General features: G+C 65.7%; 13 protein-coding genes. 3 read left to right on the forward strand and 10 right to left on the reverse strand.

Going from position 1 to position 13287, the window contains the following annotated elements:
- Positions 1-653 precede the first annotated feature (653 nt).
- Positions 654-2840 (reverse strand): 3-hydroxyacyl-CoA dehydrogenase NAD-binding domain-containing protein, encoded by a 2187-nt coding sequence (locus AC07NX_RS07590; RefSeq protein ID WP_494640506.1) that lies wholly within the window; start codon positions 2838-2840, stop codon positions 654-656.
- Positions 2841-2858: 18 nt separating this feature from the next.
- Positions 2859-4064 (reverse strand): acetyl-CoA C-acetyltransferase, encoded by a 1206-nt coding sequence (locus tag AC07NX_RS07595; RefSeq protein WP_494640508.1) that lies wholly within the window; start codon positions 4062-4064, stop codon positions 2859-2861.
- 82 nt (positions 4065-4146) lie between these two features.
- Between AC07NX_RS07595 and AC07NX_RS07600 the strand changes: the two genes are divergently transcribed.
- Entirely contained in the window at positions 4147-5079 is a 933-nt protein-coding gene (locus AC07NX_RS07600) for a phytanoyl-CoA dioxygenase family protein (protein ID WP_494640510.1), read from the forward strand.
- An 8-nt stretch (positions 5080-5087) separates the two neighbouring features.
- Here the strand turns inward: AC07NX_RS07600 and AC07NX_RS07605 are convergent, their stop codons facing one another.
- From AC07NX_RS07605 to AC07NX_RS07625, 5 genes are all read right to left on the reverse strand, one after another.
- Positions 5088-5450, reverse strand: coding sequence for a hypothetical protein (locus AC07NX_RS07605; RefSeq protein ID WP_494640512.1), 363 nt, complete (start codon positions 5448-5450; stop codon positions 5088-5090).
- A complete protein-coding gene (locus AC07NX_RS07610; protein ID WP_494640514.1) occupies positions 5450-5830 on the reverse strand; it encodes a hypothetical protein in 381 nt (126 codons plus the stop codon). Before AC07NX_RS07610 ends, AC07NX_RS07605 begins: the two co-directional genes overlap by 1 nt.
- Positions 5831-5832: 2 nt before the next feature.
- Positions 5833-6024 carry a hypothetical protein gene (locus tag AC07NX_RS07615; protein WP_494640516.1) on the reverse strand — a complete coding sequence of 64 codons (192 nt, stop codon included), beginning with the start codon at positions 6022-6024 and terminating at the stop codon, positions 5833-5835.
- Between the two features lie 2 nt (positions 6025-6026).
- A complete protein-coding gene (locus AC07NX_RS07620) occupies positions 6027-7817 on the reverse strand; it encodes an acyl-CoA dehydrogenase C-terminal domain-containing protein (protein ID WP_494640518.1) in 1791 nt (596 codons plus the stop codon).
- A 102-nt stretch (positions 7818-7919) separates the two neighbouring features.
- The gene (locus AC07NX_RS07625) at positions 7920-8399 is read right to left on the reverse strand and encodes a MerR family transcriptional regulator (protein WP_494640871.1); all 480 of its coding nucleotides are present in this window, start codon (positions 8397-8399) and stop codon (positions 7920-7922) included.
- A gap of 187 nt (positions 8400-8586) precedes the next feature.
- Between AC07NX_RS07625 and AC07NX_RS07630 the strand changes: the two genes are divergently transcribed.
- The gene (locus AC07NX_RS07630) at positions 8587-9222 is read left to right on the forward strand and encodes a S24 family peptidase (protein ID WP_494640520.1); all 636 of its coding nucleotides are present in this window, start codon (positions 8587-8589) and stop codon (positions 9220-9222) included.
- A 6-nt stretch (positions 9223-9228) separates the two neighbouring features.
- On the opposite strand, the gene AC07NX_RS07635 is transcribed toward AC07NX_RS07630, so the two are convergent.
- The 3 genes from AC07NX_RS07635 to galE form a co-directional block, all read right to left on the reverse strand.
- Complete coding sequence (locus AC07NX_RS07635) at positions 9229-9438, reverse strand: hypothetical protein (RefSeq protein WP_494640522.1); 210 nt, start codon at positions 9436-9438, stop codon at positions 9229-9231.
- Between the two features lie 112 nt (positions 9439-9550).
- On the reverse strand, positions 9551-11188 hold the full coding sequence (pgm, locus tag AC07NX_RS07640) for a phosphoglucomutase (alpha-D-glucose-1,6-bisphosphate-dependent) (protein WP_494640524.1): 1638 nt from the start codon (positions 11186-11188) through the stop codon (positions 9551-9553).
- A 139-nt stretch (positions 11189-11327) separates the two neighbouring features.
- Entirely contained in the window at positions 11328-12317 is a 990-nt protein-coding gene (gene galE / locus AC07NX_RS07645; protein ID WP_494640526.1) for a UDP-glucose 4-epimerase GalE, read from the reverse strand.
- 373 nt (positions 12318-12690) lie between these two features.
- On the opposite strand from galE, the gene rfbC reads away from it, so the two are divergent.
- On the forward strand, positions 12691-13260 hold the full coding sequence (gene rfbC, locus AC07NX_RS07650; RefSeq protein ID WP_494640528.1) for a dTDP-4-dehydrorhamnose 3,5-epimerase: 570 nt from the start codon (positions 12691-12693) through the stop codon (positions 13258-13260).
- Positions 13261-13287: the final 27 nt, after the last annotated feature.

Below are 13287 nucleotides of genomic sequence, written 5' to 3' on the forward strand. Positions count from 1 at the left end.
TAGGCTCAAGTATAAAAAATAGGCATTTTGCCGTAACGGTGATTTATCGACGAATAACGCGACAAAACGCCTCACGTTACTTAGAAATGAAGTCAGTTTTCGTGATCGTGGCTGAGAAGAATTTCTTAATTTGAAATCTTTTCTTGTTCTCTTCGTTTGCTTTCTGGCGAGAGACCATGAAAAGTAGGTCAGTTAACACACTATCGGCCGATACATGCGACGGGGCTCTTCACAGACTAAAACGATCATTTTTTGCGCCGCAGCAAACTTGATCCGACGGTGGCGACTGCCGATGACCTAGGCTTCGAGCGACGGGATCAAGCGACCCGCGGCGGTGGCGATCTTCGACAGCGGTGTCTGGGAGCTGGTGCGAAGCGTGGAGAGTCCACTGAAGGGGATCTTCCTGGCGATAAGTTCATGCGAAAGCGTTGTGGAAAATGAATCCGACATTTCTGCTCAGCGAACTTTCAATTGTTATACAATTTTGCAATTCAAACATACATTCGGTATTATGCCACTTAATGACCGATGATATTTATGTATAGAGATACAAATTCTACGAGATGTCAGCGTCAATTATGATGTGAACTCAAATAGAAAGGGCCCGCCATAATCGGCGAGCCCTTTCCGAAGTATCGAGCTGTGCGGGCGGGTTAGGCCGCGGCCCGCTCCTTGGTCCCAAATCGACCGTAGAAAGTCTCGCCCTTGGCGGCCATGTCGCGCAGCAATTGTGGCGGCGAGAACCGCCCACCGTATTTCTGCGCCAAAGTGTCGCAGGCCTCGACAAACCGGGCCGCGCCCATGCCGTCGATCAGGCTGACGGGGCCGCCGGTCCAGGGCGCGAAGCCCCAACCCAGGATGGCGCCGACGTCGGCCTCGCGAGGGTCGGTGATCACGCCCTCCTCGAAGCAACGGGCGGCTTCCACGGCCTGGCGGTAGAGGAGCCGGGTGCGGATCTCCTCGATTCCGACCTTGTCGACTTCGGCGATCCTGACCGGCGCCAGGTCGGACAAGCCCTTCCACAAGACCTTGGGGCCGTTCTCCGGATAATCGTAGAAGCCCTTGCCGTTCTTGCGGCCGTAGCGGCCCTCGCCCTCGACCATCTTCTCGATGATCGTGGTGAAGGGGCGCTCCTCGTACTTGTCGCCGAGGTCCTTCTTGGTCTGCTGGGCGATCTTGTAGGACAGGTCCAGCGCGACGTCGTCGTGCATCTCCAGCGGACCGCGCGGCATGCCGGTGGCCCGGCCGACATTGTCGATGATGGCCGGGGCGTAGCCGTCGGCCAGCAGCTCCATGCCTTCCTGCACGAAGGTGCCGAAGCAGCGCGACGTGTAGAAGCCGCGGCTGTCGTTGACGACGATCGGGGTCTTCTTGATCTTCAGGACGTAGTCGATCGACTTGGCTAGGGCCTCCTGGCTCGTCTCTTCGCCCATGATGATCTCGACCAGGCCCATCTTGTCGACCGGCGAGAAGAAGTGGATGCCGATGAACGACGCCGGACGCACCGAAGCCTTGGCCAGGCCGGTGATCGGCAGGGTCGAGGTGTTGGAGCCGAAGATCGCGGTGTCGGCCAGCTGGGCTTCCGCCAGCTTGGTGACGCCGGCCTTCACTTCGCGGTTCTCGAACACGGCTTCCACCACCAGGTCCGAACCCTTGACGTTGGCGTAGTCGGCCGTCGGGTGGATCAGGGCGAGGATCGCTTCGCCCTTTTCCGCCGTCATCTTGCCGCGCGAGACGGCCTTCTTGACCAGGCCCTCGGCGTAGCCCTTGCCCTTGTCGGCGGCTTCCTGGCTCTGGTCGATCAGCACCGTCTCGATGCCGGCCATGGCTTGGACGTAGGCGATGCCCGCGCCCATCATGCCGGCGCCCAGCACGGCCACCTTCTTGACGTCGTAGTGCGGCACGCCGGCTGGCCGGCCCGAGCCCTTGCCCAGCTCCTGCAGGCTGAGGAACAGCGTGCGGATCATGCCCTTGGCCTGGGGCGACATCAGGGTCTTGAGGAAGTAGCGGGTCTCGATGCGGATGGCCGCGTCGAACGGAACCTGCAGGCCCTCATAGACCGCCTTCATGATGTTCAACTGGGCGGGATAGTTGCCGTAGGTCTGCTTGCGCAGCATGGCGTTGCCCATGATGAACACCTGGCTGCCGCTGGCCGTGTAGGGACCGCCGCCCGGAATCTTGAAGTCCTTCTTGTCCCAGGGCGCGACCGGGTCGCCCTTGGTCTTGACCCAGGCCTTGGCCGCCTCGACCTCGGTCCCGGCGGGAACGACCTCGTGCACCACCTTGAAGCCCAGGGCCTCGGCCGGTTTCATCGACTTGCCTTCCAGCAGGAAGGGGGCCGCGGCCATCACGCCCATCAGTCGGGTCAGGCGCTGGGTGCCGCCGCCGCCGGGCAGCAGGCCGACCTTGGCCTCCGGCAGGGACAGCTGGATCTTCGGATTGTCGGCTACCACGCGGTAGTGGCAGGCCAGGGTCATTTCCAGCCCGCCGCCCATCGCCAGGCCGTTGATCGCCGCGGCGATCGGCTTGCCGCCGGTCTCGAGCGCCCGGAAGGCCTTGTTCAGGGCGAAGCCGGCGTCGAAGGCCGCCTTCAGGTCGCCGCCCCCGATGCCGCCTTCCGCATCGCCGAGTTCGCCCAGGTCGGCGCCCGCGCAGAAGCCGGTGGTCTTGCCCGAGGTGATCACCGCGCCCTTGATGGCGGCGTCGGACTTGATGGCTTCCACCACCTCGCCGATCTCGCGGATCACCGAGGCGGTCAGGGTGTTCATCGAGCGGCCGGGCACGTCGAAGGTGACCAGGGCGATGTCGTCGCCGTCGACCTCGATCTTGAAGTTTTCCATGGTTCTAGTCCTCGGCTCTTAGACGCGTTCGATGACGGTGGCGGTGCCCATGCCGGCGCCGACGCACAGGGTGATCAGGGCGGTTTCCTTGTCCGAGCGCTCCAGCTCGTCGACCATGGTGCCCAGGATCATCGCGCCGGTGGCGCCCAGCGGGTGGCCCATGGCAATGGCGCCGCCGTTGACGTTCATCTTGTCGTGCGGGATGTCCAGCGCCTGCATCATGCGCAGGACGACGGCGGCGAAGGCTTCGTTCAGCTCATAGAGGTCGATGTCCTTGACCTCCATCTTCAGCTTCTTGAGCAGCTTCTCGGTGACCAGCGACGGACCGGTCAGCATGATCGAGGGCTCGCTGCCGATCGAGGCCGCGCCCTTGATGCGGGCGCGGGCCTTCAGGCCCAGGGCCTCGCCCATTTCCTTGGTGCCGATCAGCACGCCAGCGGCGCCATCGACGATGCCCGAGCTGTTGCCGGCGTGGTGGACGTGGTTGACCTTTTCCACCTGCGGATAGCGCTGGGTGACGACGGCGTCGAAGGCCATGTCGCCCATGCCCTGGAACGAGGGGTTCAGCGAAGCCAGGGTCTGCATGGTGGTGTTCCCACGCACGGTTTCGTCGTGATCCAGGATCGTCAGGCCCAGCTGGTCCTTCACCCCGATCACCGAGTTCCTGAACCGACCGTCGGCCCACGAGGCCGCCGCGCGCTTCTGGCTCTCGACGGCGTAGGCGTCGACGTCGTCGCGCGAGAAGCCGTACAGCGAGGCGATCAGGTCGGCGCTGACGCCCTGCGGGGCGAAATAGGTCTTGAAGGCCGAGGACGGGTCGGTCGGCCAGGCGCCGCCGTCGCTGCCCATGGGCACGCGGCTCATGCTCTCGACGCCGCCGCCGATCGCCAGCTGGGCCTCGCCGGAGGCGACCTTGGCCGCGGCCATGTTCACCGCCTCCAGGCCCGAGGCGCAGAAGCGGTTGATCTGCACGCCGGCGACGCTCTCGGCGTAGTCGGCGGTCAGCACGGCGGTGCGGGCGATGTCGCTGCCCTGCTCGCCGACCGGGGCGACGCAGCCCAGGACGACGTCATCGACGTACGCGGTGTCCAGGCCATTGCGGTCGCGCAGGCTTTCCAGGACCTGGGTGGCCAGGGACAGGGCCGTGATCTCGTGCAGAGACCCGTCCTTCTTGCCCTTGCCGCGCGGCGTGCGCACGGCGTCAAAGATGTAAGCGTCGGCCATTGTATGGCTCCTTCCTGCGTAGACTTGGATGGTTCGTTAACCAAAAAGGCGTCTGAATTCCGGTGATTTGGAGATCAGGACGATGACGGCAGCCGAACGCTCGACGGACGCGGCCCACCCGGCGGTGCGCGACTTCATCGCGCGCGGCTATCATGTGTTCGGCGGCGGCGTGGACCCGGCGGCGGCGAGCGCCCTGCTGGCCAAGATCCGCGCGCTTCGGACGTTCGACGCGGACCTGTTCCTGTCGGAAGCCGAGTTCGACGCCGATCCGCAATATATCGGCGTCAACCCCGCGCCCGGCCGCAACCTGCTGGAGCGGTTCGAGGACGACCTGGCCTTCGTCGAGAAGGATCCCGCCATTGTGGCGGCGCTCGAAGCCCTGCTGGGCGACGGCTACGAGATCCTGCTCAAGAAGCTGATCTGTGGCGTGCCGGCCAGCGTCGTGCCCGACTGGCTCAAGGCCCGCATCGCCGGCAATCCGGTCAACAACCTGGGCGCCTATGTCAGGGCCCCGTTCCGGGACATCACCTATTTCTACGGCATCGACTTCCACCAGGACCTGATCGACTACAAGGACCGGGAAGCCGACTTCATCACCCTGTACGTCTATCTGCACGACGTTGGGACGCATGACGCCCCGCTGTTCCTGCTGGAGGACAGCCACAAGCTGGGCGGGACGCTGTTCCCGCATGACCTGACCCGCAACGAGGGCGGCTGGCTGTACCGCGACGGCCGGGGCCAGGAGGTCCAGACCCGCCAGCACCTGCTGACCGGCCAGACCGGCTACGCGGCCATGTGGCACGCCTGCACTCTGCACGGCACCCAGCCCGACGCCGCGGACAACGAGCGGCTCTCTCTGCGCTACCTGATCGCCCGCAAGCCGGGTGTCGCCGCCCCGGGCATGGACGCGGTCAACGCCACCCTGTTGGGGCCGCTCAGCCTGGAGGCCACGCGCAAGGACCTGGATGCCCGCGGCGCGGCCCAGATCAAGGCCAACAGCGTCAACAAGGCCTAGGGACTGGATCACTTCCAGCTTCCGATCGGCGACTTGGCGATCGGCGCGCAGGCCAGCCCCCGGGCCGTGGCCTTGGCGCTGTAGGTGACGCGATAACCGAAGGCCGGCGCGGGCAGGTAGCAGGCCTTGAAGCCCGGCGTGGTCACCGACAGGGTCCAGTCGGCCACCTTCGAGCGCAGCAGGTTGTTGCACTGGTCGACATTGGCCTTCAGCGGCAGCTCGAAATCACCCGGCGGCTTGGAGCCAGGGCGTTTGGAAACCAGCTTGCCGGTGAAGAACAGCGGGCGGGGGCCGGCCGCGCGGACACAGACGACCGCGGAGCGGCTGTCGGGGGCGACCTGAGCGGGCGGCGGCGCGGCGGCGATCGGCATCAGCGGGTCTCCTTGCAGGTCAGGCGGCCAAACAGGCTCTTGCGATAGACGAAGGTCAGGCGCTGGCCGGCGTGGGGTGGCGCGGTCGGGCGGCAGAGGGCCTCTCCGTCGTGAACGGCGGCCAGGTCGCCGGCCGCCGCCTGGCCCGACCAGATCACCATCTGGGGCTTGGCCAGGGTGATCGGGTCGATGGTGACGCAGCCGGTCTGGCCGGCCGCCACGGCGGGAAAGGGTATCTGGGCCAGCGGCTCGCGATAGGTGAGGCTGGTCCCCGAGAGCTTGGCGGAGGTGGTCTTGAAGCGGCCATCGCGCACCTGCCCGTACGCGGCCGTGTCGGTCGCGTTGGTCAGACACAGGACGATGGCGGCTTCCAGCAGCATGGCTAGAGCGTCCTCGCGATGGAGCCGCGGCGGCCGAGCGGTCGTGGGCGAAGGTCGACGACGTGGTTCTGGCGCCGCGTCGCCAGCGCGGATCCAGGGGCGTGCTCGTCGAAGGACTCGCCGACCGCGCCGTCGAAGGTCGTCACGTCATCCCGCGCCATCAAGGCCGGTTTTTCGGCGTCGAGCACGCCCATGGTCAGAAGGCCTCCGCCGGCAACGCCATCAGCGTCTCCGAACCCGTCTTCAGCTTGGCCAGATGCGCCCCGGCGTCGGGCAGGATGCGCTCGATGAAGTACTTCGCCGTAACGATCTTGGTCGTGAAGAATGGATCCGTCGAGCCGGCGGCGATCTTGGCGTTGGCCGCCTTGACCATCAGGCACCACATATAGGCCAAGCCCGTCAGGCCGAAGAGGTGCATGTAGTCGGTCGAGGCCGCGCCGGCGTTGTCAGGGTTCTGCAGGCCGTTCTGCATCAGCCACATGGTGCCGTCCTGCAGTTGGGCCTTCACTCCGGCCAGCGCGTCGATGAACGGCTTCAGCTCGGCGTCGCCGTCGTTCTCGCCGACGAACTGGTCGATCTCCTGGAAGAAGGTCATCACGCCGCGGCCGCCCTTGGCCGCCAGCTTGCGACCGACCAGGTCCAGCGCCTGGATGCCGTTGGTGCCTTCGTAGATCAGGGCGATGCGCACGTCGCGCAGGTACTGGCTGGCCGGGAAGTGCTCGGTGAAGCCGCTGCCGCCGTGCACCTGCATGGCGTCCGAGCAGATCTTGAAGCCCTTGTCGGTCAGGTAGCCTTTCAGCACCGGCGTCATCAGGCCCATATAGTCCTCGGCCTTGGCGCGGACGGCCTCGTCGGGGTGATGGTGGGCCAGGTCCCCGTGCAGGGCGGTCCAGAACAGAAAGGCGCGGCCGCCTTCGATCAGGGCCTTGCTCTCCAGCAGCATGCGGCGCACGTCCGGGTGGACGATGATCGGATCGGCCGGACCGTCAGGGTTCTTCGGGCCTGTCAGCGAGCGGCCCTGCAGGCGGTCCTTGGCGAAGGCGGCGGCGGCCTGATAGGCGGCCTCGGCCTGGGCGACGCCCTGTAGGCCGACGCCCAGCCGGGCCTCGTTCATCATCACGAACATCAGCTTCAGGCCGCTGTTCTCCTCGCCGATCAGCCAGCCCTTGGCGTCCTCGTACTGCATCACGCAGGTGGCGTTGCCGTGGATGCCCATCTTCTCTTCGAGGCCGACGCACTTGACGCCCTCGTTGCGCTCGCCGGCCGAGCCGTCGGCCTTGGGCAGGTATTTCGGCACGATGAACAGGCTGATGCCCTTCACCCCGGCCGGGGCGCCCTCGATGCGGGCCAGCACCAGGTGGACGATGTTGTCCGACATGTCGTGCTCGCCGGCGCTGATCCAGATCTTCTGGCCGGTGATGCGATAGCTGCCGTCGGCCTGCGGAACCGCCTTGGTGCGCAGCAGGCCCAGGTCCGTGCCGCAGTGCGGCTCGGTCAGGTTCATGGTGCCGGTCCACTCGCCCGAGATCATCTTGGGCAGATAGGTCTGCTTCTGCTCGTCGCTGCCGCCGGTGTGGATGGCCGAATAGGCGCCGTGGGCCAGACCCGGATACATCGAGAAGGCCATGTTGGCCGAGCTGGACATCTCGCTGAAGGACAGGTTGACGACGTGGGGCAGGCCCTGGCCGCCGTAGGTCGGATCCGAGCCCAGGCCCGTCCAGCCGCCTTCGCACAGCTGCTTGTAGGCTTCCTTGAAGCCGTCGGGCGTCTTGACCGTGAAGTCCTTGTTCCAGACGCAGCCCTGCTTGTCGCCGACGCTATTCAGCGGGGCCAGGACCTCGCCGGTGAACTGGGCGGCGGCCTCGAGAATCTGCTCGACGGTCTCGAACGGCGCATCGGCGAAGCCCGGCAGGGCGCCGTGCTGGTCGATGTCGAGCACGTCGCGCAGGATGAAGGCGTGGTCGCGAACGGGCGGCTGGTAGGTCATGAAGCGGTCCTGGTCAGTCGGATCGGGAGTGGTGGGGTAGTAAGAAGGAAGAGGCGGCCTCTGCGTCGTCCCGGTCTTGAAGGAACGGCGCGGAACGAGAGCCTATTTGCCCAGCGAGGCGTCCTGGTGACCATCGAGCCGGGCGCGCAGCACCTGGTCGTAGTCCGCGGCGCGGGGCAGCAGGTCGGGGCGGATCTCGGCCAGGCGCTTTTCCAGGCGAGCGCAGGCTTCGCGCAGCTCGATCAGGGCGCCGTCGATATCCTCGCGCTGCTGCTCCAGCGCAGTGGCGCGCTCACGGAACTTCTTCAGCGACCGGGCCATCTGGGCCGCGCCGTCGTCGTTCTCGTCATAAAGGTCGAGCAGTTCGCGGATTTCCGACAGCGACAGGCCCACGCGCTTGCCGCGCAGGATCAGTTGCAGGCGGACGCGGTCCTTGTGGGAATAGACGCGGTTCAGGCCTTCGCGCGCCGGCGTCAAAAGGCCCTTGTCCTCATAAAAGCGCAGGGCGCGCGGCGTAGCTTTGAACTCGTTGCACAGCTGGCGGATTGTAAAGGTGCGCTCGGGGCGTCGCAGGTCGGCCAACATTCGAACCCTCCCTGGGCAGGCCCGACTTCTGCGGCCGAGCCGGTTGGTTATCGGCGATCACCATATGCTCGCGGCTAAGCGTCGTCAACGTTTACGTAAACGTCAACTTCGCGATGGTCGATTAGGTTTACTTTCCTAGGTCCGAGGCCTATTTTCTGGGGTTCACGGCCAGGATGCATCAGCCATGTCGTCTCTGTCGCATGCCGAAATCTGGACCGCGATCGACGCCTTGGCCAAGCGGTTCGACATGAGCCCGTCGGCCATGGCCAAGATGGCGGGTCTGGACCCCACCAGTTTCAATCGTTCGAAGCGTGGCGACGGCGATTCGCGGCCGCGCTGGCCGTCGACCGAGAGCCTGGCCAAGGTGCTGGAGGCGACGGGGGTCGGATTTTCCGAGTTCGCCGCCCTGACCGAGCGGACGCCCAGGCCCAATCCGCGCGCCGTGCCGCTGATCGGCTTCGCCCAGGCCGGGGCCGAGGGCGTGTTCGACGAGACCGGCGCGCCGATCGGCGCGGGCTGGGACGAGATCGACTTTCCGGGATTGGCCGACGAGGGCGTCTATGCCCTGGAGATCGCCGGCGACGCCTTGGCCCCGGTGTTCCGCGACGGTGATCGCATCCTGGTCTCGCCGGCGGTCGAGCCGCGCCGGGGCGACCGGGTGGTGGTGCGGACCACGGGCGGGGAGCTGCTGGTCAAGGAGCTGGCGCGGGTCACGGCCCGCAGCGTCGAGCTGGCCTCGCTGAACCGCGACGGCCGCGACCGGACGCTGGACCTGGCCGAGGTGGTGTGGATCGCCCGCATCCTGTGGGCCAGCCAGTAGCTCGGGTCAGGTGCGGGGGCAGTTGGCGTGCTTGCTCTGCAGCCAGGCGGTCAGGTCGCCTTCCCAAGGCGCGTCGCATGAAATGTCGACACGATAGGACGCCCAGTTGTCGTTGTGGGCGGCCTCGACGTGCGCGGCAGGGAACTGGGTGGCCAGTTCGCCGAGCAACGAGTCGAATTCCGAGCGGTCCGAAGGGCGAAGGGTGAAGCAAGCCATGAGACTAACCTTGGTTTTGATGAAACCAGACTAGGCTACAAAGTGCGGACATACCCTTAACCAGCAATTTATCTGTCGTTCATCATTCGGGGCATTGTGTCGCAGGCGACGGTCAGCCGGCCAGCGCGCCGGCGACCACCTTCCTGGCCTCGTCCTGGACCTCCTTCAGATGGTCGGGGCCCAGGAACGACTCGGCGTAGATCTTGTAGACGTCCTCGGTGCCCGAGGGGCGGGCGGCGAACCAGGCGTTCTTCGTCACCACTTTGAGGCCGCCGATCGCCTCGCCATTGCCGGGCGCCGTCGTGAGGATCCGTTCGATCGGTTCGCCGGCCAGTTCGTCCGCCGTGACGTCGCTGGGGCTCAGGGACGCCAGGCGCGTCTTCTCCTCGCGGGAGGCGGGCGCGTCGATGCGGGCATAGGCCGGGGCGCCGTGCTCGACGGTCAGGTCGGCGTACAGCTGGCTGGGGCTGGCTCCGGTCGCGCCCTTGATCTCGGCGGCCAGCAGGCCCAGCAGCAGGCCGTCCTTGTCGGTGGTCCAGACGGTTCCGTCCTGGCGCAGGAAGGCCGCGCCGGCTGACTCCTCGCCGCCGAAGCCCACGCTGCCGTCCACCAGGCCCGGCACGAAGTGCTTGAAGCCGACCGGCACCTCCAGCAGGCGGCGACCCAGCTTGGCGACCACGCGGTCGATCATCGAGGACGAAACCAGGGTCTTGCCGACGGCGACATTGGCGCCCCACTGCGGCCGATGGCTGAACAGATGGGCGATGGCCACCGCGAGATAGTGGTTGGGGTTCATCAGGCCGCCGTCGGGCGTGACGATGCCGTGGCGGTCGGCGTCGGCGTCGTTGCCGATCGCCACGTCGAACTTGGCCCCGCCCTGCATGGTGTGGATCAGGTTGGCCATCGCCGAGGCCGACGAGCAGTCCATGCGGATCTTGCCGTCGGTGTCGAGCGGCATGAACGCCCAGCGCGGATCGACCCGGTCGTTGACCACCGTCAGGTCCAGCCCGTGCCGGTCGGCGATTTCGCCCCAATAGGCGACGGCGGCGCCGCCCAGGGGATCGGCCGCGATCCGGACGCCGGCGCGGCGCACGGCCTCCAGGTCCAGGACGCTGGGCAGGTCATCGATATAATGCGCCAGAAAGTCGTACTCGCCCGCCGCGGCCCGGGCCCGTTCGAACGGGATGCGCCGGACCTCGGCCAGCCCGTCCTTCAGCAGTTGGTTGGCCCGCGCCGCGATCGGTGTGGTGGCGTCCGAGCCGGCGGGACCGCCGGACGGGGGGTTGTACTTGAAGCCGCCATCGCGCGGCGGATTGTGCGACGGGGTGATCAGCACGCCGTCGGCCGATCCCGGCACGAGGCGATTGTGCTTGAGGATGGCGTGGGACACCGCCGGGGTCGGGGTGAAGCCGTCGCGGCTGTCGACCATGACCTCGACGCCGTTGGCGACCAGCACTTCCAGGGCCGTGCGCCAGGCTGGCTCGGAGAGGCCGTGGGTGTCGCGGCCGAGGAACAGCGGGCCGGTGACGCCGGCGTTCGCGCGGTGCTCGGCGATGGCCTGGCTGATGGCCAGGATGTGGGCTTCGTTGAAGGCGCCGTCCAGGCTGGAGCCGCGATGGCCGGAGGTGCCGAACGTCACCCGCTGGTCGACCCGCGAGACGTCCGGGCGGATCTCGTCATAAGCCTTGAGCAGGGCGTTCAGATCGACCAGATCTTCGGGACGGGCTTGTTGGCCGGCGCGGCTGTGCATGACAAGAATCCTATTGCTCGCCGCGCAGGGCGACAATGTCGGCCTGCGCGGTGGGTCGGCGGAGGCGGTGTGTAGCCGCCGAATGCGTCAGTGTTGATACGATGGCGGCGACGAGACCAAGCTTCTGCCTCGGGAACGATCAGCGCTTCAAGTCCAGCGCGCCGTTGGCGTGCCAGGCCCAGGCGTGTTCGATGATCGCGTCCAGATCATGGCGTGGCGTCCAGCCCAGTTGCTCGCGCGCCTTGCGGTTGTCGGCTACCAGGCTGGGGGCGTCTCCGGCCCGGCGCTCCGTCAGTTCCAGCGGGAACGGCCGGTTGGACCGCCGTTCGATGGCGCCGACCAGCTCGCGCACGGTGGTGCCCGTGCCGGTGCCCAGGTTGAAGACCTCGCTCGGCTTGCCGTCCAGCAGCCATTTCAGCGCCAGGACATGGGCGTCGGCCAGGTCCAGCACATGAATGTAATCGCGCACGCAGGTGCCGTCGCGCGTGTCGTAGTCGCCGCCGAACAGCATGAACTTGTCGCGCTCGCCCCGGGCGGCGGCGATCGCCAGCGGGATGGCGTGGGTTTCGGGTTCGTGTTTCTCGCCGATCCGGCCCTCGGGGTCGGCGCCGGCGGCGTTGAAATAGCGCAGGGCCACCGAGCGGAAACCCTTGTAGCGGTCCAGGTCCTCAAGGACCTGCTCGACCATCAGCTTGCTGCGTCCATAAGGATTCAGCGGGGCCTGCGGATGCTTCTCGTCCATTGGCACGTAGACCGGAGCGCCATAGGTCGCGCAGGTCGAGGAGAACACCAGCTTGTCGACGCCGGCCCGTCGCGCGGCCTGGATCAGGGTCAGGGTTCCCCCGACATTGTTCTCGTAGAACGCGCCCGGCTCGGCGATCGAGAACCCGACCTCGATGAAGGCGGCGAAGTGAATGACGGCGACAGGCCTGTGTTTGGCGAAGACGGCGTCCAGTCGCGCCGCGTCCCGGATGTCGCCCACCTCCAGCGGACCCCACTGGACGAACGACTCCCAACCGTTCGACAGGTTGTCGTAGACGACGGGCGTATATCCGGCCTGCGCGAGTCGAAGGCAGGTGTGCGCGCCGATATAGCCCGCACCGCCAGCAACAAGGATGGGTGCCTTCAAGATCGCGCTCCGCCTCCGCCGCCGCCGTTTTTTGCGCGATGGGTCCCGAATCCTCCTAGGGCAATGTTCGTCTGAGCGAAATATCAAAAGCAACAGCTGCTCGAAGGCGTGTCGGCCTCTACGGTGGAGCTTAGGACTGGGTGGGCCAAGCGCTGCCTGTTTCGCCCTATATTTCCACGATTGGGCTGCGGCTTCAGGAAAATAACCCCAAATGCCGCAAGTTTCGCGGTTCTGTCATTGATTCTGAGGCGTGATTAGACAATTCAAGTCTCAAAATCCAGCCGTTCATGCCACCGCTTGACCCAATAACGCCGATGTTGCAATGCAATGCGGCGAGCGGCGGCCGACCACCGTTAAGATATGGGACGAAAATATGACGCTTGGCGTGTGTGTAATTAAAACTCGTCGGTTTGAAGATGATCGAGGATGGTTTTCAGAAACTTACAACGCGCCGAAAATGATTTCCTTGGGCATCGATTCTACATTCGTTCAGGACAACCAATCCTACTCGAAGTATTCTGGGACCATCCGGGGTATCCATTTTCAACGACCGCCTCGCGCCCAAGCCAAGCTCGTTCGCTGCGTCAAAGGTCGTATCTTGGATTACGCTATCGACTTGCGGAAAGGGTCCCCGACCTATGGTCATCACGTCTGCGCGGAGCTGAACGCGCAGAATGGCGATCAGCTATTCGTGCCGATCGGATTTGGTCACGCCTTCGTCACACTCGAGGACGACACGGAGGTGGCCTACAAGGTCTCGGACGTCTATTCCCCGGAGCACGACGGCGGAATCGTCTGGAACGATCCGGCGCTGAGCATTGATTGGCCGCTGCCGGCCGGGGGGGCGACGCTCTCGGCGAAGGACCAGGCGCTGCCGCTGCTTGCGGCCTTCGACAGCCCGTTCGAGTACGACGGCAATCCGTTGAATTTGGCTCAAGCCTGAGCTCACGACACGCAAGTGGAGACTGGT

The sequence above is a fragment of the Caulobacter sp. GW821-FHT09A05 genome (genome assembly GCF_059418465.1).